This window comes from Serratia sp. C2(1) (assembly GCF_036352655.1).
In the GTDB taxonomy this organism is placed as follows: Bacteria; Pseudomonadota; Gammaproteobacteria; order Enterobacterales; family Enterobacteriaceae; genus Serratia; species Serratia inhibens.
Genome location: NZ_JAZFBA010000001.1, coordinates 1,271,989 through 1,293,914 on the forward strand (window position 1 = coordinate 1,271,989; position 21,926 = coordinate 1,293,914).

The 21,926-nt window shown below is 55.6% G+C and carries 22 protein-coding genes, 1 pseudogene and 1 other annotated feature; of the genes and pseudogenes, 9 read left to right on the forward strand and 14 right to left on the reverse strand.

Annotated elements, in window-relative coordinates:
• Positions 1-55: 55 nt before the first annotated feature.
• Positions 56-1,516 carry a cardiolipin synthase gene (gene cls, locus V2S86_RS05910; RefSeq protein WP_330761629.1) on the reverse strand — a complete coding sequence of 487 codons (1,461 nt, stop codon included), beginning with the start codon at positions 1,514-1,516 and terminating at the stop codon, positions 56-58.
• Positions 1,517-1,769: 253 nt separating this feature from the next.
• Here cls and V2S86_RS05915 point away from each other — a divergent pair, with 253 nt between their 5' ends.
• Positions 1,770-1,946 (forward strand): YciY family protein, encoded by a 177-nt coding sequence (locus tag V2S86_RS05915; RefSeq protein WP_004945296.1) that lies wholly within the window; start codon positions 1,770-1,772, stop codon positions 1,944-1,946.
• Between the two features lie 116 nt (positions 1,947-2,062).
• Here the strand turns inward: V2S86_RS05915 and V2S86_RS05920 are convergent, their stop codons facing one another.
• Complete coding sequence (locus V2S86_RS05920) at positions 2,063-3,541, reverse strand: MFS transporter (protein WP_330761630.1); 1,479 nt, start codon at positions 3,539-3,541, stop codon at positions 2,063-2,065.
• 124 nt (positions 3,542-3,665) lie between these two features.
• Between V2S86_RS05920 and V2S86_RS05925 the strand changes: the two genes are divergently transcribed.
• A complete protein-coding gene (locus tag V2S86_RS05925) occupies positions 3,666-4,241 on the forward strand; it encodes a TetR/AcrR family transcriptional regulator (RefSeq protein WP_330761631.1) in 576 nt (191 codons plus the stop codon).
• Between the two features lie 69 nt (positions 4,242-4,310).
• Here V2S86_RS05925 and V2S86_RS05930 read toward each other — a convergent pair whose 3' ends face one another.
• Together V2S86_RS05930 and V2S86_RS05935 are read right to left on the reverse strand one after the other, a co-directional pair.
• A complete protein-coding gene (locus tag V2S86_RS05930) occupies positions 4,311-4,523 on the reverse strand; it encodes a KTSC domain-containing protein (RefSeq protein WP_330761632.1) in 213 nt (70 codons plus the stop codon).
• A gap of 330 nt (positions 4,524-4,853) precedes the next feature.
• Positions 4,854-5,150 (reverse strand): YciI family protein, encoded by a 297-nt coding sequence (locus V2S86_RS05935; RefSeq protein WP_004945285.1) that lies wholly within the window; start codon positions 5,148-5,150, stop codon positions 4,854-4,856.
• Positions 5,151-5,331: 181 nt separating this feature from the next.
• Here V2S86_RS05935 and V2S86_RS05940 point away from each other — a divergent pair, with 181 nt between their 5' ends.
• Both V2S86_RS05940 and tonB read left to right on the forward strand, forming a co-directional pair.
• On the forward strand, positions 5,332-5,985 hold the full coding sequence (locus V2S86_RS05940; RefSeq protein ID WP_330761633.1) for an epoxyqueuosine reductase QueH: 654 nt from the start codon (positions 5,332-5,334) through the stop codon (positions 5,983-5,985).
• A gap of 237 nt (positions 5,986-6,222) precedes the next feature.
• Complete coding sequence (gene tonB, locus V2S86_RS05945; RefSeq protein WP_330761634.1) at positions 6,223-6,951, forward strand: TonB system transport protein TonB; 729 nt, start codon at positions 6,223-6,225, stop codon at positions 6,949-6,951.
• A 64-nt stretch (positions 6,952-7,015) separates the two neighbouring features.
• On the opposite strand, the gene yciA is transcribed toward tonB, so the two are convergent.
• Positions 7,016-7,444, reverse strand: a complete 429-nt coding sequence (gene yciA / locus V2S86_RS05950; RefSeq protein ID WP_004945276.1) for an acyl-CoA thioester hydrolase YciA — start codon at positions 7,442-7,444, stop codon at positions 7,016-7,018.
• Between the two features lie 75 nt (positions 7,445-7,519).
• Positions 7,520-8,059, reverse strand: coding sequence for a septation protein A (locus V2S86_RS05955; protein WP_330761635.1), 540 nt, complete (start codon positions 8,057-8,059; stop codon positions 7,520-7,522).
• A 234-nt stretch (positions 8,060-8,293) separates the two neighbouring features.
• Between V2S86_RS05955 and V2S86_RS05960 the strand changes: the two genes are divergently transcribed.
• On the forward strand, positions 8,294-9,994 hold the full coding sequence (locus tag V2S86_RS05960; RefSeq protein WP_330761636.1) for a SulP family inorganic anion transporter: 1,701 nt from the start codon (positions 8,294-8,296) through the stop codon (positions 9,992-9,994).
• Between the two features lie 47 nt (positions 9,995-10,041).
• On the opposite strand, the gene V2S86_RS05965 is transcribed toward V2S86_RS05960, so the two are convergent.
• Entirely contained in the window at positions 10,042-10,794 is a 753-nt protein-coding gene (locus tag V2S86_RS05965) for a YciC family protein (RefSeq protein ID WP_330761637.1), read from the reverse strand.
• A 97-nt stretch (positions 10,795-10,891) separates the two neighbouring features.
• A complete protein-coding gene (locus tag V2S86_RS05970; RefSeq protein ID WP_330761638.1) occupies positions 10,892-11,332 on the reverse strand; it encodes a YkgJ family cysteine cluster protein in 441 nt (146 codons plus the stop codon).
• Between the two features lie 282 nt (positions 11,333-11,614).
• Here V2S86_RS05970 and ompW point away from each other — a divergent pair, with 282 nt between their 5' ends.
• The gene (gene ompW / locus V2S86_RS05975) at positions 11,615-12,259 is read left to right on the forward strand and encodes an outer membrane protein OmpW (RefSeq protein WP_330761639.1); all 645 of its coding nucleotides are present in this window, start codon (positions 11,615-11,617) and stop codon (positions 12,257-12,259) included.
• 41 nt (positions 12,260-12,300) lie between these two features.
• Here ompW and V2S86_RS05980 read toward each other — a convergent pair whose 3' ends face one another.
• The 6 genes and pseudogenes from V2S86_RS05980 to V2S86_RS06005 form a co-directional block, all read right to left on the reverse strand.
• A complete protein-coding gene (locus V2S86_RS05980; RefSeq protein WP_004945257.1) occupies positions 12,301-12,615 on the reverse strand; it encodes a BON domain-containing protein in 315 nt (104 codons plus the stop codon).
• 220 nt (positions 12,616-12,835) lie between these two features.
• Positions 12,836-13,642: a tryptophan synthase subunit alpha gene (gene trpA, locus V2S86_RS05985; protein WP_330761640.1), complete on the reverse strand. Its 807-nt coding sequence runs from the start codon at positions 13,640-13,642 to the stop codon at positions 12,836-12,838.
• A complete protein-coding gene (gene trpB / locus V2S86_RS05990; protein ID WP_004945250.1) occupies positions 13,642-14,832 on the reverse strand; it encodes a tryptophan synthase subunit beta in 1,191 nt (396 codons plus the stop codon). The genes trpA and trpB overlap by 1 nt, the downstream gene beginning before the upstream one ends.
• A 162-nt stretch (positions 14,833-14,994) precedes the next feature.
• The gene (trpCF, locus tag V2S86_RS05995) at positions 14,995-16,356 is read right to left on the reverse strand and encodes a bifunctional indole-3-glycerol-phosphate synthase TrpC/phosphoribosylanthranilate isomerase TrpF (RefSeq protein WP_330763159.1); all 1,362 of its coding nucleotides are present in this window, start codon (positions 16,354-16,356) and stop codon (positions 14,995-14,997) included.
• Between the two features lie 3 nt (positions 16,357-16,359).
• Positions 16,360-17,954: pseudogene (gene trpD / locus V2S86_RS06000) on the reverse strand (bifunctional anthranilate synthase glutamate amidotransferase component TrpG/anthranilate phosphoribosyltransferase TrpD).
• Positions 17,954-19,516 carry an anthranilate synthase component 1 gene (locus tag V2S86_RS06005; RefSeq protein ID WP_330761641.1) on the reverse strand — a complete coding sequence of 521 codons (1,563 nt, stop codon included), beginning with the start codon at positions 19,514-19,516 and terminating at the stop codon, positions 17,954-17,956. The pseudogene trpD and the gene V2S86_RS06005 overlap by 1 nt, the downstream one beginning before the upstream one ends.
• 25 nt (positions 19,517-19,541) lie before the next feature.
• Positions 19,542-19,645: a sequence feature (Trp leader region), on the reverse strand.
• Positions 19,646-19,887: 242 nt separating this feature from the next.
• Between V2S86_RS06005 and rnm the strand changes: the two genes are divergently transcribed.
• The 3 genes from rnm to V2S86_RS06020 all read left to right on the forward strand — a co-directional run bounded on the left by rnm (position 19,888) and on the right by V2S86_RS06020 (position 21,917).
• Positions 19,888-20,775 carry an RNase RNM gene (gene rnm / locus V2S86_RS06010; RefSeq protein WP_330761642.1) on the forward strand — a complete coding sequence of 296 codons (888 nt, stop codon included), beginning with the start codon at positions 19,888-19,890 and terminating at the stop codon, positions 20,773-20,775.
• A gap of 47 nt (positions 20,776-20,822) precedes the next feature.
• Complete coding sequence (locus V2S86_RS06015) at positions 20,823-21,443, forward strand: L-threonylcarbamoyladenylate synthase (RefSeq protein WP_311992409.1); 621 nt, start codon at positions 20,823-20,825, stop codon at positions 21,441-21,443.
• Between the two features lie 114 nt (positions 21,444-21,557).
• Positions 21,558-21,917, forward strand: a complete 360-nt coding sequence (locus V2S86_RS06020) for a Rap1a/Tai family immunity protein (protein ID WP_006321147.1) — start codon at positions 21,558-21,560, stop codon at positions 21,915-21,917.
• The last annotated feature ends 9 nt before the right edge of the window (positions 21,918-21,926 follow it).

The following is a 21,926-nucleotide window of genomic DNA, read 5'->3' on the forward strand; positions in this document are numbered from 1 at the left end:
AAAAAATCCTGATCAAAAATGATTTGACGTTATTAAACCATGCCCGACGCGGCTTTTATAGCAGCGGGCTGAAAAAGTAGAACAGGCGTTCGACAATGCGGTGCCAGAATGGCCGTTTCTGCCACTCTTGGGCGTTCAGCAACTGCGAACGGGCGATATAGTCATCCTGCACGCAGGCCAGATCGCTGCCGAAGCCGTCATCGTCGATGACCAGGGTAATTTCAAAGTTCAACCACAGGCTGCGCATGTCCAGATTTACCGTGCCTACCAGACTGAGTTGGCCATCGACCAGCACGCTTTTGGTATGCAGCAGGCCGCCTTCAAACTGATAGATGCGCACGCCGGCGTCGAGCAATTCTGAGAAGAAGGAACGGCTGGCCCAGCGTACCATCGTTGAGTCGTTGTCGCGCGGCACGATGATGCTGACTTCGACGCCACGCAGCGCGGCGGTGCAAATCGCATGCAGCAGATCGTCGCTCGGCACGAAATAGGGCGTTGTCATGATCAACTGCTCGCGTGCAGAGTACACGGCGGTCAGTAACGCCTGATGGATCATCTCGTCCGGGAAACCGGGGCCGGAGGCGATGACCTGAATGGTATGGCCGCTTTCCTGTTCGAACGGCATGATATTGACATCCGGCGGCGGCGGCAGAATGCGTTTGCCGGTTTCAATTTCCCAGTCACAGGCATAAACGATACCCATGGTGCTGGCGACCGGGCCTTCCATGCGCGCCATCAGATCGATCCACTGTCCGACGCCGGCGCCCTGTTTGAAATAACGCGGATCGACCATATTCATGCTGCCGGTATAGGCGATGTAATTGTCGATCAGGACAACTTTGCGGTGCTGGCGTAAATCCATCCGGCGCAGGAACACGCGGAACAGATTTACCTTGAGCGCTTCTACCACCTCAATGCCGGCATTGCGCATCATGCCCGGATAAGGGCTGCGGAAAAACTGCAGACTGCCGGCAGAATCCAGCATCAGCCGGCAATGCACGCCGCGTCGTGCGGCAGCCATCAGCGATTCGGCGACCTGATCCACCAGCCCACCGGGTTGCCAGATATAGAACACCATCTCAATATTATGACGCGCCAGCTCGATATCGCGGATTAACGCTTTCATCGTCGAGTCGGTAGTGGTGAGCAATTGCAGTTGGTTGCCCTTAACGCCATCGATGCCCTGGCGGCGATCGCACAGCTGAAACAAAGGCCTGGCGACCTCGCTGTATTCTGTGGCGAAAATCCGTTGGCTCTCTTTTAATTCGCTGAGCCAGCGGGCGGTCGAGGGCCACATCGCCTTGGCGCGTTCTGCGCGACGTTTGCCTAAATGCAATTCGCCGAAAGACAAATAAGCCACGATACCGAATAACGGCAGAATATAGATAACCAACAGCCAGGCCATGGCGGAAGGCACAGCGCGGCGTTTCATCAGAATACGTAGCGTGACCCCGGCGATAAGCAGCCAGTAACCGAATACCATGAGCCAACTGATTACGGTATAAAATGTTGTCATAAAGGCGAAAAATCCTGTTCGCAAACCACCAACAATGAGTGTACGCACAGAATGGTAAAGGGGGAACCTTTTCTCGGCGCTTATATTGCATAAATATGATTGCCTTAAGGCACTTGCTGAAAGCGAAAAAAACATTTTTATCCGGTCATCGCGTCGCTTGGCGGCGTGGTAGTGCGTCGAACTGCGGCTTGGATCGCACGGCGAAAGCGCTATAATGCCCGCCGTTGGCATTTGACGGACGAGTGACGAAACGATGAGACGCAGTAGAAACGAGGTGGGCCGTTGGCGGATGCTGCGGCAGAGTCAACGCCGCAGGCATCGCTGGCTGGAACGCCAGTCATGCAGCAACCGGCACATTATTCGGGTGCGACGTCGCCTGGATGATCAGCATCGGCGCGCATTGCTGTTTGTGGTGGCCTACGAGTGGTAACACGAAAACAGTCCCGGCAGGGACTGTGATTTGATGAAAAAGTTGTCTTTAAGTACGAGGGATTATGAGGGCTGCCTCGTATCCCCTTATCGACAAGCTCTCCCTGCTGATGGGGTTTATCCCTTCTTGCCTAAAGTCCATTTCGCCATGCCTGCCCCCAGCACCATTAACAACGCGGCAGCTATCAGTACCGCGATAAATGCCCGATCGAAAGCCGTGCGAGCCAGTTGTCTCAGTTGTTCAGCCCGATCGTCGGCCAGAGTGGCGGCCAGCCGCAGAGCTTCATCAATGCTGTCATAAGCGATGCCGCTCACCGACAAACTGCCCGGCAACGTCAGGCTGTGGCTATAGACGGCTGTCATCAACCCACCCAGCAGGGTGATGCCCAGAACCCCGCCAAGCTCATAGGAGACGTCTTCAATCGACGCCGCCATGCCCGATTTCTCTTCAGGCGCATTCAACATGATGGCGGTCGATGCGGCGGTAATGGCCCCCCCGATGCCAAAACCAGTGAGACACAGGCACGTCAATTGCAATAAAACGCTGCTTTGATAAAACAGGGCGAGGCCGGTGATACCGAGACCGGTCAACATAAAGCTGCCGAGCATCATAAGGCGTTCGCCGTAGCGGGGCAGGAACAGGCCAGTCAGCGGCCCGGCCAGCATGGAAGCCAGCGGGATCGGCAAAATAAATAGCGCGGCCTGCAATGGGCTCAGGTCGAGAACCAATTGCAAACGTTGGCTCAGAACCAGTTCCACGCCAATCAGCGCTATCATCGAGAGCAAGGCAACGCCGACGCCACCGGCAAACAGCCGGTTTTGGAACAGCGAGAAGTCAATCATCGGGTATTGCGCTTGTCTTTGGCGGCGAACAAAAAGGCCAAGAGAGACAATGCCGAGCACAGCGGCGATCGCTAACGCAATGAAGGAAGGGGCCGTTTTGCTCAATTCTTTCAGCGCGTAGATGCTGCCCACCAGACCGATCATGATCTGTACCGAGCCGATAATGTCGTACGGGCGCTTATTTTCCCCGCCACAGTGCGGTATCAGTCGCCATGCCAGCGGCAGCACCAACATCACCACCGGCACGTTGATAAGAAACACAGAACCCCACCAGAAATATTCCAGCAACACGCCACCGACCACGGGGCCCAGCGCAGCTGCGCTGGAGGCGACCGCAGCCCAAATGCCAATAGCCAACGCGCGCTCGCGTTCGTCGGTAAAGATATGGCGGACGATGGACAAGGTTGCAGGCATCATCATGGCGGCACCCACGGCGAGAAATGCACGCGCAGCGATCAACCACTCGGCGGAGGGGGAAAAGGCGGCGGAAAGCGAGGCGACGGCAAAAACCGGTAATCCAGCCATAAACAGGCGCTTATGACCGATGCGGTCGCTCAGCATGCCAGCGCCGGGCAGCAAACCTGCGACCACCAACGGGTAAGCGTTTACGATCCACAATTTTTGTGACGCATTGGCATCCAGCGCCTGCGTCAGCCGCGGCAAGGCGGTGTATAACACCGTCATGTCGATGACGATGAGAAATAGGGCGCTGGAGATTAAGGCCAGTATCAACCAGCGGTTGTTTACGAACATAATATTATTCCAAAAAATGCGGGCAGCGCGGATGCGCCGTCAGAAGGTAAACCCCAGTCTCCACTGGTGGTATACTGGATATAATATATATCCATACGTACGTATTGAAAAGAGAGGTTTATCAATGGGACGTCAACGCAGCATCGATCGTGACAAGGTTCTGGATATGGCCGAAGAGATAGTCGCCAACCAGGGTGCAGCCGGTCTGACCATTGATTCCGTCGCAAAAGCGATGGGGATCTCCAAAGGCGGAGTGCAATACTGCTTCGGCAGTAAAGACGCGTTGATTGATGCGATGTTTGAACGCTGGGGCAAGGCATATGACACTGTGTTCGACGCGATTGCCGGGGAAAATCCCTCTGCGACCACCGCCGTGCAGGCGCATATGCAGGCGACCAGAAGCTCCGATCAGGCATCCAGCGCCAAGGCTGCGGGGCTGATGGCGACACTGATTCAAACGCCGGAGCATCTGGACAGCACGCGCGAATGGTACCGCAGTCGGATTGCCGGCCTGGATTTGACCACTGAGGAGGGAAGGCGCGCGCGGTTAGCTTTTCTGGCCACCGAAGGGGCATTCATGCTGCGGTTTTTCGGCCTGATGGATATTGGCCAACAAGAGTGGGACGCTATGTTTGCGGATATGCAGGCACTGGTTCTGGCGCAAAGCCAAACGGCTGTAGCGGATCCGGCATCGAAGTAAGAAAGTCATCTTACACCCCGACACCGTTCGGGGGCGGCGCGCAGGCCGGGTTGATACTACCCTGGCCGCTTACCCCGTTTTACGGCACAAATATTTGCCTTTTATGACGCCATCATAAAATCTGCCTTTTGAAACCACCACGACAAAATCCTGGTAGATTCGCTTCGGAACCCCAATATATTGGTAGGTCCCCGCATCACGAAACTGGATTTCCAGAATCTGAGCATTTTCATCATAGCCTATTGATATAATTCTTGAAGATGAAACCGGTTGTCGCTGCAAGTAGACTCCCCCTGTTAATTCATTATTATTTATATGGTTATAGGCTGCCCGTTAACCATACCAGAAGCAGGAATGCGCCGCCAGACGCTTTGCTTTAAGAGTAAAGCTATCGCACTGATAGCTGGCGGGGCGAAAGCGGAAAGCGTAGGGTTATCGGACAAGATATTCCCTCGAAGAACCCTTTAGCCAGCCACTCCGTGCTGGCTTTTTTTTACGGTATTGTTCATTCCGAGGCGGGTGTAGAAATAAGTCACGGGCCACTACTGTGACCCGTAATTGTAACAGTGCAACCCGCTGTAATGGAAAGTCACGGATTGACTTGATAGCTATCTAAAATACTTGTTTAAAGGGTTTTACCGTCACGTCACCATAAACGCCGGCGGCGACGTAGGGATCCTGTTCAGCCCAGGCTTGAGCATCTGCCAGCGAGGCGAATTCCGCAATCACCGTAGAACCGCTGAAGCCCGCACTGCCCGGATCGTTGCTGTCGATTGCCGGGTTTGGGCCGGCAACCACCAGACGACCTTCATCCCGCAGCGCCTGCAGGCGTGCCAGATGCGCCGGCCGCACCGACAGACGATTTTCCAATGAATTTGGGACGTCCTGCGCATAGATCAGATAAAGCATATTTCACCTTTAAAATCATTAGTATAGAAGGGGTAATTCAAAGTAGCGCAAAAGGCGCGTCATGGGAATGCCTGCCCGGGGGAATTTATTTCCAGCTGGCGCTTATGCCTTGAAGCAGCTAGTTTTTATTCGTATAGTGCGGCCGCGCGATGAATTGAACTCCTGTGTGAGAGGTGAGGAAATGACGGAACTGGTTAGGGATAAACTCGACTTGCCCGAGGGCAAAAGCAAGCTGTTGCTGCACTCCTGTTGTGCGCCTTGTTCCGGTGAGGTGATGGAAGCCATTCAGGCCTCCGGCATCGAATACGCCATCTTTTTCTATAACCCGAATATTCATCCGCAAAAAGAGTATCTGCTGCGCAAGGAAGAGAACGTTCGCTTTGCCGAGCAACACGGAATACCCATTATTGACGCCGATTACGATACCGATAACTGGTTTGCCCGCGCCAAAGGCATGGAAAACGAGCCAGAGCGTGGGATCCGTTGCACCATGTGTTTCGACATGCGTTTCGAGCGCACCGCGTTGTATGCGCATGAGCATGGCTACGACACCATCTCCAGCTCGCTGGGGATTTCCCGCTGGAAGAATATGCAGCAAATCACCGACTGCGGCATCCGTGCAGCAGAAAAATATCCTGATCTGCAGTATTGGGATTACAACTGGCGCAAAAAAGGCGGCGCGTCGCGAATGATAGAAATCAGCAAGCGTGAACGCTTTTACCAGCAGGAGTACTGCGGCTGCGTTTATTCGTTACGTGATACTAACCTGCATCGCAAAGCGCAGGGGCGACCCCTGATCAAACTGGGTGTGTTGTACTACGGTGATGAAGAATAACGCCGCATTGGTGAAAAAGGACCCGCTACGGCGGGTTTTTTGGTTTTTGTCGCGGTAAACCAGGTTAATAGAGCGTGTGAAATCCTCAATAAAAAAGCAAATGAAAGGTTAATATCCCTATGAGTTTGCAGGTTTTAGCGATGAATAATGACGATTAACGCGATAGTTCGCCATTCGTTATTGAATATGATTGCTATTTGCATTTAAACTTGGCGAACCAGAGGAAACAGAATCATTATGCCGCTAAAAAAGATGTTCCTTAATCGCCGTTTGTCAGTGCCGATTGTCCTGTCCGTTGGCTTACACAGCGCCCTGGTGGTGGGGTTGCTCTATGCTTCCGTCAAAGAGGTCATGGAGTTGCCGAAACCGGAGGATGCGCCAATCAGCGTCATGATGGTCAATACCGCCGCGATGGCGGAACCGCCGCCACCTGCGCCTGCTGAACCGGAACCGCAGGTGGAACCTGAACCGGAACCGCTGCCAGAGCCGCCGCCAAAGGCGATATTGAAACCTGAGCCGGAAAAACCCAAGCCGAAGCCAAAACCGAAGCCGAAGGTTGAAAAGCCGGTCAAGCGTGAACCGAAGAAAGTCGAGCCGCGTGAACCGTCGCCGTTTGAAAATAACGAGCCGGCCAAGCCGATCGACAAAGCGCCGGTGAAGCAAGCGCCTTCAGCGCCGATTCAGGGCAATTCGCGTGATGTGGGGCCGAAGCCAATCAGCCGTGCAGATCCGATCTACCCGCCGCGCGCCAGGGCATTGCAGATTGAAGGCAATGTGCGGGTTCAATTTGACATCGACAGCGACGGGCGCGTGACGAACGTGCGTATTCTGAATGCGGAGCCACGTAATATGTTCGAGCGTGAAGTGAAGCAGGCAATGCGCAAGTGGCGCTATGAAGCCAAGGAAGCGAAAAATCGCACCACGAATATTATCTTTAAAATTAACGGTACCACGGAGATGGACTGATATCGACGTTGGCGCCAATAGAAAAGGGTCGCCGAAGCGACCCTTTTTGCTGTCTGCATTTCAGCTATTCTTCAAAGCCGACGCGGAAGTTCATTTTGCCATCGGGCAGGGCGCGTGAATTGCCCTCATCGTCCACCGCCACATAAGTAAATACCGCCTCGGTTGCACGGTAGCGCTGACCGATAGGCGCGGAGGACACTTTCTTTACCCACACTTCTATATTGATGGTGATCGAACTGCGGCCGGTACGGATACACTGCGCATAGCAGCAAACCACATCACCCACTGCGACCGGTTTCAGGAAGGTCATACCATCGACACGCACTGTCACTACGCGTCCTTCGGCAATTTCTTTCGCCTGAATAGCGCCGCCAATGTCCATTTGCGACATCAGCCAGCCGCCAAAAATATCACCGTTGGCATTGGTATCTGCCGGCATTGCCAGAGTACGCAGCACCATTTCGCCACTGGGTAAAGGTCGTTGTTGAGTCATAGCCGTCTGCTTATCAAAGAAGGGTTTTCATTATACTGCCCGCAGCAAGCGCTACGGGCATTAACAATTTTGTAACTATTTTTTCTGTTCTTCCGGCATGTGCCGATAAATATAAATACCGCTGAGCAAGGTAAACACCAGCGTCAGCGCCGTCAGGCCGAACACTTTAAAGTTAACCCAAACGCTTTGCGGCAGCCAGAAGGCGACGTAGATATTCGCCAGGCCACAGACCAGGAAGAATACCGCCCAGGCCAGGTTGAGGTTGCTCCACACTTTGTCCGGCAGCGTCAGCTCTTTACCCAGCATGCGCTGAACCAGCGGCTTCTTGAGCACCAGTTGGCTGATCAGCAACGCCAACGCAAACAGGCTATAGATGACCGTGACTTTCCATTTGATAAACAAATCGTTATGGAATACCAGCGTCAGGGTGCCGAACACCAGCACCATCAGGAAGGTGATCAGCGTCATCTTCTCGACCTTGCGGTATTTGATCCAGGTGAACACCAGCGCCAGTGCGGTAGCGACAATCAAGGCGCCGGAGGCGACGTAGATATCGTAGAGCTTGTAAAAAGCAAAAAAGACAATTAACGGGAGGAAATCAAGAAACTGCTTCATAAATCAATCCATCATCTGTTCATCTGCCGACTATACCGGATTCGGCGGGCTCTGTGTACCGCAGGGAGGCGCTGATTATCGGCGTTTGAGAACCGGATTTCTGCCATGAAAGCAGGAATTTGCATAAACTTACGATTGAGGTCGCGAGTTAGCGGCTGGCTGCTTGCCGGCACGGCACCGGCATCTCATGATGCGTGTAATAATAGCCTGATAATTTATAACGGAAAACAGTTTATGCAGTGGAAACCTCTCCAGGCGCTAACGCCCGGTTTGACGCATTTATTAGGGTATCAACGCAGTTGGCTTAAACCGGATATACGCGCCGGGCTCTCCGTAGCCGCGGTGGCATTGCCCGTGGCGATTGCTTACGCCGAGCTGGCCGGAGTCAGCCCGGTGGTGGGGTTGTACTCTTGTATTTTGCCGATGGTCGCCTACGCGTTTTTCGGATCATCGCGCCAGCTTATTGTCGGGCCGGACGCCGCCACCTGCGCAGTGATAGCCGCAGTAGTGACGCCGCTGGCGGCGGGTAATATGGAGCGGCACTGGCAGCTCACCATCATGATGACGGCAATGATGGGCGCCTGGTGTCTGTTGGCGAGCCGTTTCAAACTGGGCGCACTGGCGGATCTGCTTTCCCGGCCGATACTCAGTGGGCTGCTGAACGGCGTGGCGATCACCATCATGGTCGATCAAATCGGCAAAGTCCTCGGTTTTGGCGTTCCTCCGGCGCAGTTGATTGAGCGCATTTACGCGCTGCCGGGCAACCTGATGCACAGCGACTGGCTGACCATGGCGGTGTCGTTGCTGACGCTGGTCACGCTGTTGGGGTTTAAAAAATGGCGGCCTAACTGGCCGGCACCGCTGTTTGCCATCGTATTGGCGGCTTTCGTCACCTGGATAGGCGGGTTGCAGCAGCATGGTGTGGTGACGGTGGGCGGTTTTAGCGACGTGCTGCCGATAGTCCAGTGGCCGGATTTCCAGCCGGGTTTGCTGCGAGACATGGTCATTCCGGCGCTTAACCTGGCGGTAGTGAGTTTTGTCAGCATGATGCTGACCGCGCGCAGTTTTGCGGCGAAGAACGGTTATGAGGTGAATGCCGACGCCGAGTTCCGCGCGCTGGGGCTGGTGAATATCGTTTCGGCGCTTTCGCAGGGGTTTGCCATCAGCGGGGCGGATTCCCGCACTGCGGTTAACGATGCCAACGGCGGCAAGAGTCAATTGGTGTCGATCATTGCCGCGGGGGTGATCGCTTTCGTGCTGTTGTTCCTGATGGCGCCGCTGCAGTTTATTCCGGTGGCGGGGTTAGGCGTAGTGCTGATGTATGCCGCCTGGTCGCTGCTGGATTTTCGGGGCATCTGGATCATGCGCCGCCGCAATGCGCAGGCCTTCAGGTTGGCAATGTTCACCTTCTTGTGCGTGCTGCTGGTGGGGGTGATCAGCGGTATCGGCCTGGCGGTATTGCTGGGGCTGATGCAGTTCCTGCGCACGGTATTTCGTCCGACGGAGCAGTTGCTGGGTGTGAACGACGAGGGCATGATCCACTCGATGGGCAACAACAACGGCGTTAAGGCGGTACCCGGCGTGATGATGTACCGCTTCAACTCGCCGTTAACCTATTTTAACGTGGCGTACTTCAAGCGCCGGATCCTGAATTTGGTGGACAGTACGCCATTCCAGCCGCGTTGGGTGGTGGTGGATGCTGTCGCCAGCTTTACCCACGCGGATATCAGCGTTCTGGCGGCGATAGATGAACTGAAACGCGATCTGTTACAGCGTAACGTGAAACTGGTGTTGGCGGGGCGGCGAACCGAGCTGACGCGTTGGTTCCGCATCAATCGGCTGGGGCGCGATCGGGAATTGATTCTGGTGCCGGATTTGTATTTGGCGTTGAAACTGATTCAGAGCAAGGAACAGGCGGAGACGGCGGCCCTATAAGCAAAAAGGGCGCGCCGAGGCGCGCCCTTTTAGTTTCTGCCGGCAGATCAACTGCGCAGCAGCATATACAGACGGAACAGGTAAATCAGCAACAGGGCGGAAACCAGGTTGCTCAGCGCGGTAAGCACTACGCTGGCGACATTCGGGGTCAGCACCGAAAGATGGCTCACCATAAACAACACCAGCAGCTTGGCGGCCAGCCACAGCATCATGGCCGGCACAATCACGCGCGCATTGGCGAAGGCCAGTTTGCAGCTCAGCTTTATCGAAGCGAATACGCCTTTTTTGTCGGCGGTGGTGATGACCGGCGCCAGCGAGAAGGCGATCGCCATGATTACGCCCGGCACGACGAACAGCGTCAAGCCTAACTGAATCAGCAGAGTGCAGATAAACAGCAGCAGCAGCAAACGCGGCAACTCCGGCGCAGAAGCGCCAATAGCGCGCAGCGCGCTGATGCGTTGCCCCTGGGAAACCAGGCGAATCAGCGTCAGCATCCCGCCAACCAGCAACACGTTGCCCACCAACGCGGAGAAAGTGGCGGCTGCCGAAACCTTCAATAACACCATTTGCTGCTCGGGTGTCATTTGCTGAATGATTTCCTGGATCCCCATTCCGGCGGATGCCGTAAAATCACCTTCCGTTGCGGACAAGATCTTCAACTGCTCGACGTCAGGGCTAAAAGCCTGATTGAGCAGCACAGAAATGAACGCGGTCAACAGCGCCAGCATCAGGATGCTGGTCAGTTGATTACGGAAAAAGTTAAAACTGTCACGGTACAATGTGTTGGCCGTGATAGGCATGCAGACTCCTTGGCGTCGAGAAACAAAGATATATCCATCGCCTTTCAAGCTGCGGCATGGTTGGCCGCAACTTGAAATTCATAGGTATATGGCAAAATCAGTGGGCGATTGTACCCTGTTCCGCGTCGCTGTGGCACCCCGAGAGGTGCACTGCGGCTATTTCTTCGGCAATCGCCGTTATTGGCGGCGACAAGGGTAAAGGAACCGGCAGCGGCGGTAGCCCATAACGCTCGCGCGCGCGATCGCAGGCTTCGTTGCGCAGGCCGTTTTCTCCGGACTGATCGAACTCGCGACAAGGGCTGGGGCGATTGAGGTAAATGGAGCAGGACACGGCCTTGCCGATTTCCCCCTCGAGAGCGGTACAGCGCGGGGACTTGCTGTTGGTCCCCTGCATACAGCGCAAAAAGGGAGTTAAGGGTTCGGTAAGAGATATAGGAACCACGCCGCCGCCATCTTCCGCTTCGGCCCAATAGAATGACACTCGAAAATAGCCGCAGCATGCGCCGCAACTGACACAGGGATTAAGAATTTCGCTCATCTTGATTGCACCGACTCCTTACGGCACCAACCAAAACCAACACGGATGATGAAATTACTCAGCGGTTGTTTTTTTAGCAACTGAAATTTGAACATGTAGATAATTTGCAACAAAATCCATTTTTTGATTCAGATCAATCCTTGATTTATTAGTCCCTTAGGTAACCTTGTTTTTAGTAGGAATTAAAAAATTTACACATAAGATGTGATCCCGATGGGATCATAAATACCCGTAAGTAGGTATATTCCCTTCCGAATAGTAACCACACAAATGGAATGGATAATGAAAAAGACAACTCTGGTGGTATTGGCGGCTATGATGGCCCCTATGGTGGCAAGTGCGCATCAGGCAGGTGATTTTCTTTTCCGCGCGGGTGCGGCGACGGTACGGCCCAATGCAGGATCGGACGACGTACTGGGGCAGGGATCCTTCAATGCCGATAATAACACCCAGCTCGGCCTGACTTTCGGCTATATGATGACGGACAATATCGGCGTGGAATTGCTGGCTGCGACGCCGTTCCGCCATAAGGTGTCGTTGAACGGCGCTGCAGTGAACGGCAACATCGCCACGGTGCGCGATCTGCCGCCGAGTCTGATGGCGCAATATTACTTTGGCGACAAGCAGGACAAACTGCGTCCGTATCTGGGGCTTGGCGTGAACTACACCACTTTCTTCGATGAAAAGTTCAATGACAATGGCAAAGGGGCCGGGCTGAGTAATCTGAGCCTGAAAGACTCCTGGGGCGTCGCTGCGCAGGCGGGCCTGGATTACAACCTGGATGCACACTGGATGTTGAATATGTCGGTGTGGTGGATGAATATCGAGACCAAAACCCGCTTTGATGACGCCAACGGCAATCATCACAGCATTGATACGCGGTTGGATCCTTGGGTGTTTATGTTCGGGGCAGGTTATCGCTTCTGAGGATGACCGATACAGGGAGGCGCAATGCCTCCCTGCGATCGTTATTTGAGTTGCATGACGTTCTCAACGGATTTAACACCCGCCACGCCGCGTGTGGTCTGCACCGCACGGTTGGCATCTTCGCTGGAAGTGACAAAGCCGCTCAATTGCACCCGGCCTTTAAAGGTCTCTACGCTGATTTCTCTCGACTTGATGTTTTTATCTGCCAGCAGTGCTGATTTCACTTTGGTGGTAATCACCGTATCGTCAATATAACCGCCAGTCCCCTCGGATTTCGCTGTCGGCGCGCAGGCGCTGACTGCGAATGCCACAACGGCTGCCATGCATAAGGCCGAAAGGGTTTTAAATAGCTTCATAAATTACTCTCCATGCAATGTTATTGTTGAAACTACATTCAGGTTATCACCTGAAAACGCTCAGTATTTCCGCAAAATGCAGAAATCTGCAACGGGCACCTTCAAGTGTGAGTCAATAAGCGGGTTTGTTCAAATTTTAGATGTAAAAAAAACGAACAACCCTGAGAGGAAACAAGGTGTTATCGGCGGGCGTGATCCATCACGCCCACCGCAGGAACGATCAGCTTCGGGTCGCGGCTTTCATTTCGCGAACAAAGTTCGCCAGCCGAGTCAGCATTTCTGCCGGTTGCGCCTGATTTTGCTCGATAATTTTGACGATCGCCGAACCGGAGATCGCACCGGCGGCACCGGCCTGCAGTGCGTCACGTACCTGCGCAGGCTCGGAAATGCCGAATCCCTGCAGCGGTGGCGCGGCATGGTATTCGCGCAGTGTGTTCACCAGATGATGCAGTGGCAATTGAGCGCGGCTTTCGGTGCCGGTAACGCCGGCACGTGACAGCAGGTAGGTATAACCCCGACCGTGCGAGGAGATCTCACGCAACAAATCGTCGTCTGCGTTTGGCGGGCAGATAAAGATAGGAGCGATGCCATGGCGCGTGGCGGCGGCACGGAAGGGCGCAGACTCTTCAAAGGGGACATCGGCAATCAGCACCGAATCCACGCCGACGTCGGCGCAACGCTGGTAAAACGCATCGATGCCTTTATGAAACACCAGGTTGGCGTACATCAGCAGGCCGATAGGAATGGTCGGGTACTTCTGACGAATGGCGGCCAGCATTTCAAAGCATTGGGTCGGCGTCACGCCGGAGGCGAAAGCGCGTAGCGCAGCGCTCTGGATAGTCGGACCGTCGGCCAGCGGATCGGAGAACGGGATGCCCAGCTCCAGAGCATCGGCACCGGCTTCAACCAGAGTGTCGATAATTTGCAGCGATAATGCCGGGTTCGGGTCGCCCAGGGTGACAAACGGGACGAAGGCACCTTCCTTGTTGCTTTCCAGACGTTTGAACAGTTGCTGATAACGTTCCATCAGATTTCTCCCCGAGCTTTCAGTATGTCGTGAACGGTAAATATGTCTTTGTCGCCGCGGCCGGACAGGTTAACCACCAGGATCTGTTCTTTCTGCGGCGTTTCACGGATCATTTTCAGCGCGTGCGCCAGGGCGTGGGAGGACTCCAACGCCGGGATAATGCCTTCGCTGCGCGACAGAGCCTTGAAGGCATCCAGCGCTTCGTCGTCGGTAATCGACACGTATTCGGCACGGCCAATGCTGTTCAGATAGGCGTGCTGCGGCCCGACGGACGGGAAGTCCAGCCCGGCGGAAATGGAATAGGATTCCTCGATCTGGCCTTCGGAGGTCTGCATCATCGGCGCTTTCATACCGAAATAGATCCCGACGTGGCCGTGCTTCAGCGGCGCACCGTGTTGGCCGGTTTCGATACCGAGACCGGCGGGTTCCACACCGATCAGGCCAACGCTGACGTCATCGATAAAGTCGGCAAACATACCGATAGCATTGGAACCGCCACCGACGCAGGCCAGGACTGCGTCCGGCAGGCGACCTTCGCGCTCCAGCATCTGCGCTTTGGTTTCTTCGCCGATCATGCGCTGAAATTCACGCACGATGGTCGGATACGGATGCGGGCCGGCTGCGGTACCCAGCATATAGTGGGCAGTTTCATAGCTGCCGGACCAGTCGCGCAACGCTTCGTTACAGGCATCTTTCAGCGTGGAGGAGCCGCTGTGCACCGGAATGACTTCCGCGCCCATCAGGCGCATGCGGAACACGTTCGGCGACTGGCGTTCAATATCTTTGGCGCCCATGTAGATACGACATTTCAGACCGAGCAGCGCACAGGCCAGCGCTGAGGCCACGCCATGCTGACCGGCACCGGTTTCGGCGATGATTTCGGTTTTGCCCATGCGTTTGGCCAACAATGCTTGCCCCAACACCTGGTTGGTTTTGTGCGCGCCGCCGTGCAGCAAATCTTCACGCTTCAGGTACAGCTTGGTTTTGGTGCCGGCGGTGAGGTTTTTGCACAGCGTCAGCGCCGTCGGGCGGCCGGCGTAGTTTTTCAGCAGATCGATAAACTCAGCCTGGAATTCAGGGTCGCGCTGTGCGCTGACGAAGGCCTCTTCCAGTTGTTTTAATGCCGGCATCAGAATCTGCGGCACATACTGGCCACCAAATTCGCCGAAGTAGGGGTTAAGCAGCGTCATTATAATTCCCGTTATTATCCGTTAAATTGTCTACCCTTCATCTTTCAAACCGCAGGTGTGTTGGTTGCGCGCTTTCACCCCAGTGACTTACCTGAGTAAGTTCCTGGGGATTCACTCTCTTACCGCCTTCCTGTGCCTTGAAATCTATTGGGTATATTTGGCTCAGTAGGCGCGCAGGGTCTTGAACACTGCCGCCAGGCGGGCAGGGTCTTTAATCCCGGGCTGGCTCTCAACGCCGGAATTAAAGTCCAGCCCTGCACAGCCGAGTTTGGCTGCGTCCACGCAGTTGTCTGCGCTCAGGCCACCCGCCAGCATCACGTTATCCAGGTTTTGGCCGTGCAACACTGACCAGTCGAAACGCTGACCGGTGCCGCCGGCGCCGTTATCCAGCAGATAGCGGTCAACGTGCCGCAGGTCACGTGCCGGCAAGCTGTCTTTCACACTCAGCGCTTTCCAAATCTGGCAGGTAGCAGGCAGTTTGGCGCGCAGGGCGTCGATATAGGTTTGATCTTCCGCACCGTGTAGCTGCACCGCTTGCAGACCAAGGCGTTCAACGGTTTGCACCAGGGTTTCCACCTGCGCATCGCAGAACACGCCGACGTATTTCAGCGGCGCACCGGCGATCACTTCGCGGGCGCGGTTGATGTCGACATAGCGCGGTGAACGCCCGACAAAAATCAGCCCGCCGTAGACGGCGCCGGCCTGATAGGCGGCTGCGGCATCCTGCGGGCGGGTCAGCCCGCAAACTTTATTGTCGCCCAGCGTTACCCGGCGTACGGCGGCGCGCAGATCGGTTTCCGACATCAGCGCGCTGCCGATAAGGAATCCGTTGGCAAAGTGGCTCAGTTCGCGGATTTGGCCGTAATTGTTGATACCTGATTCGCTGATCACCGTCACGCCGTGCGGCACGCGTGGCGCAAGTTGGCGGGTGCGATCCAGATCGATGCTCAAATCCCGCAGGTCACGGTTATTGATGCCGACCACACGCGCTTCCAGCGCGATCGCCCGTTGCAATTCTTCTTCGCTGATCACTTCGGTCAGCACGCCCATATTCAGGCTGTGCGCCACGGCCGCCAACTGGCGGTACTGTTCGTCGTCGAGTACCGACAACATCAGCAGGATGGCATCGGCCTGATAGAAACGCGCAAGGTAGATCTGGTACGGGTCGATAATAAAATCTTTGCACAGCACCGGCTGCGTCACCGTTTTGCTGACCAGCGGCAAGAAGTCGAAACTGCCTTGAAAGTACTTCTCATCGGTCAGCACCGAGATGGCCGACGCGAAATCCTTGTAAACCGAAGCGATTTCGACCGGATCAAAGTTTTCGCGGATCAATCCTTTGGAAGGGGACGCTTTTTTGCATTCAAGAATAAACGCCGTTCTGGCCCCTTGCAGCGCATGATAAAAGCCGCGCTCGCTTGGGACGATTTCATCGTGAAAACTGGCCAGTGGCTGTTGTTGCTGTCGTGCTGCGACCCATTGCGCTTTATCACGAACAATCTTGTTGAGCACGGTTTCCTGCATCATTTATCCTCTTGCTGCCAGTGCGGTGACGCGCTCGTAAGCTTGCCCGCTGTGAATCGTTTCCAGTGCCTGCTGCGCGTTTTGGCGCAGGTCTTCATGCCCGAATAACTTCAGTAGCAGCGCCACGTTAGCGGCTACCGCTGCGGCGTGCGCCGGGTCACCTTTACCTTGTAACAACCGTGCCAGAATGTCACGGTTTTCTTCCGGTGAACCGCCCCGCAGGGCCTCCAGCGGGTAGCTTTGCAGTCCGAATGACTCTGGCGTCAACTGATAGCTTTCAATTTCACCGTTGTTCAGCTCCGCCACCTGGGTAGCGGTGTGGATCGCCACTTCGTCCATGCCGCCGCCGTGCACCACCGCTGCACGCTGGTAGCCCAGCACCCGCAGAGTCTGTGCAATCGGCAGTACCAGCTCAGGGCTGTAAACGCCGATCAGCGCCAGCGGCGGACGCGCCGGATTGATCAACGGGCCGAGCACGTTAAATACCGTACGGGTTTTCAACTGCTGGCGGACCGGCATCGCATGGCGAAAACCGGTGTGATACTGCGGTGCAAACAGGAAGCATACGCCCAGATCATCCAGCGCCTGGCGAGACTCTTCCGCCGGCAGATCCAGACGAATGCCGAAGGCCGCCAACAGGTCCGAAGAACCGGAACGGCTGGAGACGCTGCGGTTGCCGTGTTTCGCCACTTTGGCGCCGCATGCCGCCGCCACGAAAGCGCTGGCGGTAGAGATATTGATGCTGTTGGTGCCGTCGCCGCCGGTGCCGACAATATCGGCAAACGGATAGTCCGGGCGCGGGAACGGGAGGGCATCGGCAAGCAGGGCTTTGGCCGCACCGGCGATCTCTTCCGGGCGTTCACCGCGGATTTTCATGCTGATCAGTGCCGCTGCCAGTTGGCTTGGCTCCAGCTCACCGCGCACGATGGCGCTGAACAACTGCCGGCTTTCCTCTTGGCTCATTGTCTCCGAGCGGTACAGTTTTTCAAGAATAGGTTGCATCGTCGTTTCCCTTATTATTTCGCCAGCGCCCAAGCCAGCGTTTGCTCAAGCAAACGCGCGCCATGGGTGGTGAGGATCGATTCCGGATGGAACTGGAAACCGCATACGCGATGCCGATCATTACGCACTGCCATCACCATATCGCCAAAGCGAGCGTTAACGGTGAGTTCGGCCGGGATATTGCTGCCGACCAATGAATGGTAGCGAGCCACCGGCAGCGGGTTCACCATACCGGCAAACATGCCTTCGCCATCGTGGCTGATGGCCGAGGCTTTGCCGTGCAGGATCTCGCCCGCCTGGCCGACGTGGCCACCATAAGCTTCCACGATCGCCTGGTGCCCCAGACAGATGCCGATAATCGGCAACTGTCCGCGCAGGCGTTGCAGCAATTCCGGCATGCAGCCGGCTTCGGACGGCGTCCCCGGGCCCGGGGACAGCATCAGCACCGGTTGCTCCATTTGTTGCAGGCGCTCGATAATCATGTCTGCGGAAATCTGGTTGCGGTAAATCACCACCTGGTGGCCGCTGGCGCGCAGCTGATCGACCAGGTTATAGGTAAAGGAATCAACGTTATCGAGCAGTAAGATATCGGCCATCAGAACACCTCCTTGGCCTGGTGCGCGCTGGCAATGGCACGCAGCACGGCACGTGCCTTATTACGGGTTTCATCGGCTTCCGCCTGAGGAACAGAATCCAGCACCACGCCTGCGCCGGCTTGCACGGTGGCGATACCGTCTTCAACATACGCGGAGCGGATGACAATACAGGTATCCAGGTCGCCGGTGGCGGTGAAATAGCCCACTGCGCCGCCGTAGCTGCCGCGACGGGAGCCTTCAGAGGCGGCGATCAGCTGCATGGCGCGAACCTTGGGCGCACCGCTCAGGGTCCCCATGTTCATGCAGGCCTGGTAGGCGTGCAACACGTCAAGGTCTGCGCGCAAGGTGCCGATCACCCGGGAAACCAGGTGCATCACGAAAGAGTAGCGATCCACTTTGGTCAGATCCGCCACGTAGCGGCTGCCGGCCTGGCAGATGCGCGCCAGATCGTTACGCGCCAGATCGACCAGCATCAGATGCTCGGCCAGTTCCTTGTGATCGGTGCGCATTTCCAACTCGATGCGGCTGTCGAGATCCAGATCCAACGAACCATCAGCTCGGCGCCCACGCGGACGAGTACCGGCGATAGGGTAAATTTCGATCTGGCGGTTGCCGGCATCGTATTTCAACGCGCTTTCCGGAGAGGCGCCGAACAGCGTGAATTCGTCGTCCTGCATAAAGAACATGTAAGGGCTTGGGTTGCTGTCTTTCAACGTTTGATAGGCCGCCAGCGGGGCCGGGCATGGCAGCGAGAAGCGGCGTGATGGCACTACCTGGAAAATCTCGCCCTGGCGAATGGCCTGCTGCAGTTCGCTGACCACGGCGCCGTATTCCTCATCGGTCTGGTTGCAGCTCAACTGCATGTTTTCCAGCTTCTGGTGCGGAATGGGTTGCGGGGTCTGCTTCAACTGGGTCTGCAACTGCTCAAGACGCTGCTGCAGACGCTGTTCTTCTGCCGTATCGGCGGTAAACACGCTGGCTTGCAGGCGGGCGACGCCGCGCTGGTGGTCCAGCACCAGCAGGGTTTCCGCCAGGTAGAAGCAGAAGTCCGGGCAACGTTGATCCTGGCGCAGTGCCGGCAGATTTTCGAAACCGGCGACCAGGTCATAAGCAAACAGGCCGCCGAGCATGACTGCTTCACGTTCGTCCGCCGGGGCGTCAACCAATGTCAGTAGAGTACGCAACGCATCAAATACTGACAGCGAGCGCAGGCGGGCATCTTCATCCTGCACCGCATCAATGACCGGGAAGGTCAGTTCGCGGCCGTTTGGGCGAACCTGAATCTGGACTTCTGCCGGCAGCGCTTCATCGAGCAGCGGTAGCATCGCCGCGCCGTTGGCGGTCAGCGCCTGCAGTGTGACGTTGCGGCCCAGAGCGGTGATGCGCAGAGCGCTGTCGATCACCAGCAGGCTCTGGAGGTTTTGCTTGCTGTTTATCTCGGCAGACTCCAGCAGCAGGGTGGCCGGGCGCGCGCCGCACAACTGGTGGAAAATGGTAGTCGGATCGCCCCGGTAGCGGGTTTCCGCCTTCAGCAGTGTGAGTTGTGGTTTGATGTTCATCATGGGTAGTTCCAGTTAGATTTTGTCCATAAAAAAGCCCGCGTTACCAGCGGGCTTAGGGAATCTGCAGTGTCAGATGACAGGTATGCGCGATTACACCGCCCGCGAAAGGGAAGTACGCCACCAACGAAGAAGAGAAGTTTGCTTATTCATTTCTGTGCTCTCTCGATTATCATCCAACCAGGGAATGCCCCTGAACTTGTGTACTAGTTAACTGGTTCGCAGGAATAAAGTCAACCCTCTTTTTACACAATGTTTTAGCGGCAAGCGTGAGTTATTTTCATCAGGACGGAAGTGTGCAATCCAGAATAGATTTCCGTCCGGCCGACGATCGCGGGTATGATAGAAGGCCAAGCCATTGCCGGATATTTCTTTTGACAGACAGCAACCCCCAGCCTTCCGCGTTTACCCTTTACGACCTCCACAGCCATACCACCGCCTCCGACGGCTATCTGACGCCGGCGCAGCTGGTGCAGCGGGCGGTTGAAATGCGGGTTGGCGTATTGGCCATCACCGACCACGACACCACCGATGGGCTGGCCGCCGCCGCCGCCACGATTGCCGAACTGTCGCTGCCATTGCAATTGGTTAACGGGGTAGAAATCTCTACCCTGTGGGAAAACCACGAGATTCATATCGTTGGTTTGGGGATGGATATTACCCATCCGGCGATGGTGCAACTATTGGCCGAACAAAGCGAACGTCGCAACCTGCGGGCGCAGGAAATTGGCGTTCGGCTGGCAAAGGCGCGTATCGATGGCGCCTTCGAAGGCGCACAAAAACTGGCTGACGGCGGAGCGGTGACCCGTGGGCATTTTGCACGTTACCTGGTGCAGATCGGCGTTGCCGACAACATGGCGCAGGTGTTCAAGAAATATCTGGCCAAGGGCAAAACCGGTTACGTTCCGCCACAGTGGTGTACAATAAAACAAGCCATTGATGTGATTCATCAATCTGGCGGGCAGGCGGTGATCGCGCATCCGGGCCGTTACGATCTGACGGCTAAATGGCTGAAGCGGCTGTTTGCGCATTTTGCCGAGCACGGCGGCGACGCGATGGAAGTGGCTCAATGTCAGCAAGCACCGCATGAGCGTTCGCAGCTGGCGAAGTACGCGCAAGAGTATCAATTACTGGCGTCGCAGGGATCGGATTTTCATCAGCCCTGCTCGTGGATCGAACTGGGCCGTAAACTGTGGTTACCCGCTGGCGTTGAGCCGGTATGGCGTGACTGGCCGCAACCGCAGCAGGCCGCAGTATATTGATTTAACGTGGGCGGATGCGCCTGCGTGCATCATTTTAGGAGCAAGTCATGAGTCAGCTTTTTTATATTCATCCAGATAATCCTCAACCGCGCCTGATCAACCAGGCGGTGGACGTGCTGCGCAAAGGCGGGGTGATTGTTTACCCCACCGATTCCGGTTACGCGCTGGGCTGCAAGCTGGAAGAGAAATCGGCTATGGAACGTATTTGCCGTATTCGTCAGTTGGACGGTAACCACAACTTTACGCTGATGTGCCGCGATTTGTCCGAACTCTCTACTTACGCCTATGTCGACAATACCGCATTCCGCTTGATCAAAAACAACACGCCAGGCAATTACACCTTCATTCTGAAAGCGACCAAAGAAGTGCCACGCCGCCTGATGAATGACAAACGCAAAACTATCGGTCTGCGCGTACCTTCGAACCCGATTGCGCTGGCGCTGTTGGAAGTGCTGAACGAGCCGATGATGTCGACCACGCTGATGTTACCGGGTAACGATTTCGCCGAGTCCGATCCGGAAGAGATCAGCGATCATCTGGGCAAACAGGTAGATCTGGTGATCCATGGCGGTTTCCTGGGCCAGCAACCGACCACAGTGATTGACCTGACTGAGTCGGCGCCGGAAGTGGTACGCGAAGGTGCGGGCGACACGACGCCTTTCCGTTGATCTTATCGCTGCGGCGGTTGCTCATTTTCTGAAAAGTGGCTGAAACGACGTCATTTATCGTGAAAGCCGCTATTCTACAGTATCGAAAACTGAAAATAGGCAGGATGCGTGGCGATGATTAAACGGGGTTCTCTTTTAGCGGTCTTATTGTTTTCTTCTGTGGCCAATGCCGGTTTTTATTCCGGCAACGCTTTGCTGTCTGAAACCGGCGGCTATGTGAAAAATAAAAATGGGGCGGCCACCGTTGCCGAAGCGTTGGATGGCGGGCTGTTTATGGGGTATGTGGCCGGCGTTTTTGACACCTATTCGATGCAGGGCAATCGCAATATTTGCCCGGACGCCGGCATGAGCGTAGGCATGGCTTCTGATGCAGTACTGCATTATTTAAATGAACATCCGGAACAGCTGCACTATTCTGCACCTTCAGTGATCATGCTGGCGTTAACCGCTGCTTATCCTTGTGAAAGACACTAAATTTGTTCA

Bases quoted from the DNA above. Each gene is read 5' to 3' on its own strand.
- cls (WP_330761629.1), bottom strand. From the start codon at position 1,516: ATGACAACATTTTATACCGTAATCAGTTGGCTCATGGTATTCGGTTAC.
- V2S86_RS05915 (WP_004945296.1), top strand. From the start codon at position 1,770: ATGAGACGCAGTAGAAACGAGGTGGGCCGTTGGCGGATGCTGCGGCAG.
- V2S86_RS05920 (WP_330761630.1), bottom strand. From the start codon at position 3,541: ATGTTCGTAAACAACCGCTGGTTGATACTGGCCTTAATCTCCAGCGCC.
- V2S86_RS05925 (WP_330761631.1), top strand. From the start codon at position 3,666: ATGGGACGTCAACGCAGCATCGATCGTGACAAGGTTCTGGATATGGCC.
- V2S86_RS05935 (WP_004945285.1), bottom strand. From the start codon at position 5,150: ATGCTTTATCTGATCTATGCGCAGGACGTCCCAAATTCATTGGAAAAT.
- V2S86_RS05940 (WP_330761633.1), top strand. From the start codon at position 5,332: ATGACGGAACTGGTTAGGGATAAACTCGACTTGCCCGAGGGCAAAAGC.
- tonB (WP_330761634.1), top strand. From the start codon at position 6,223: ATGCCGCTAAAAAAGATGTTCCTTAATCGCCGTTTGTCAGTGCCGATT.
- yciA (WP_004945276.1), bottom strand. From the start codon at position 7,444: ATGACTCAACAACGACCTTTACCCAGTGGCGAAATGGTGCTGCGTACT.
- V2S86_RS05955 (WP_330761635.1), bottom strand. From the start codon at position 8,059: ATGAAGCAGTTTCTTGATTTCCTCCCGTTAATTGTCTTTTTTGCTTTT.
- V2S86_RS05960 (WP_330761636.1), top strand. From the start codon at position 8,294: ATGCAGTGGAAACCTCTCCAGGCGCTAACGCCCGGTTTGACGCATTTA.
- V2S86_RS05965 (WP_330761637.1), bottom strand. From the start codon at position 10,794: ATGCCTATCACGGCCAACACATTGTACCGTGACAGTTTTAACTTTTTC.
- V2S86_RS05970 (WP_330761638.1), bottom strand. From the start codon at position 11,332: ATGAGCGAAATTCTTAATCCCTGTGTCAGTTGCGGCGCATGCTGCGGC.
- ompW (WP_330761639.1), top strand. From the start codon at position 11,615: ATGAAAAAGACAACTCTGGTGGTATTGGCGGCTATGATGGCCCCTATG.
- V2S86_RS05980 (WP_004945257.1), bottom strand. From the start codon at position 12,615: ATGAAGCTATTTAAAACCCTTTCGGCCTTATGCATGGCAGCCGTTGTG.
- trpA (WP_330761640.1), bottom strand. From the start codon at position 13,642: ATGGAACGTTATCAGCAACTGTTCAAACGTCTGGAAAGCAACAAGGAA.
- trpB (WP_004945250.1), bottom strand. From the start codon at position 14,832: ATGACGCTGCTTAACCCCTACTTCGGCGAATTTGGTGGCCAGTATGTG.
- trpCF (WP_330763159.1), bottom strand. From the start codon at position 16,356: ATGCAGGAAACCGTGCTCAACAAGATTGTTCGTGATAAAGCGCAATGG.
- V2S86_RS06005 (WP_330761641.1), bottom strand. From the start codon at position 19,516: ATGATGAACATCAAACCACAACTCACACTGCTGAAGGCGGAAACCCGC.
- V2S86_RS06015 (WP_311992409.1), top strand. From the start codon at position 20,823: ATGAGTCAGCTTTTTTATATTCATCCAGATAATCCTCAACCGCGCCTG.
- V2S86_RS06020 (WP_006321147.1), top strand. From the start codon at position 21,558: ATGATTAAACGGGGTTCTCTTTTAGCGGTCTTATTGTTTTCTTCTGTG.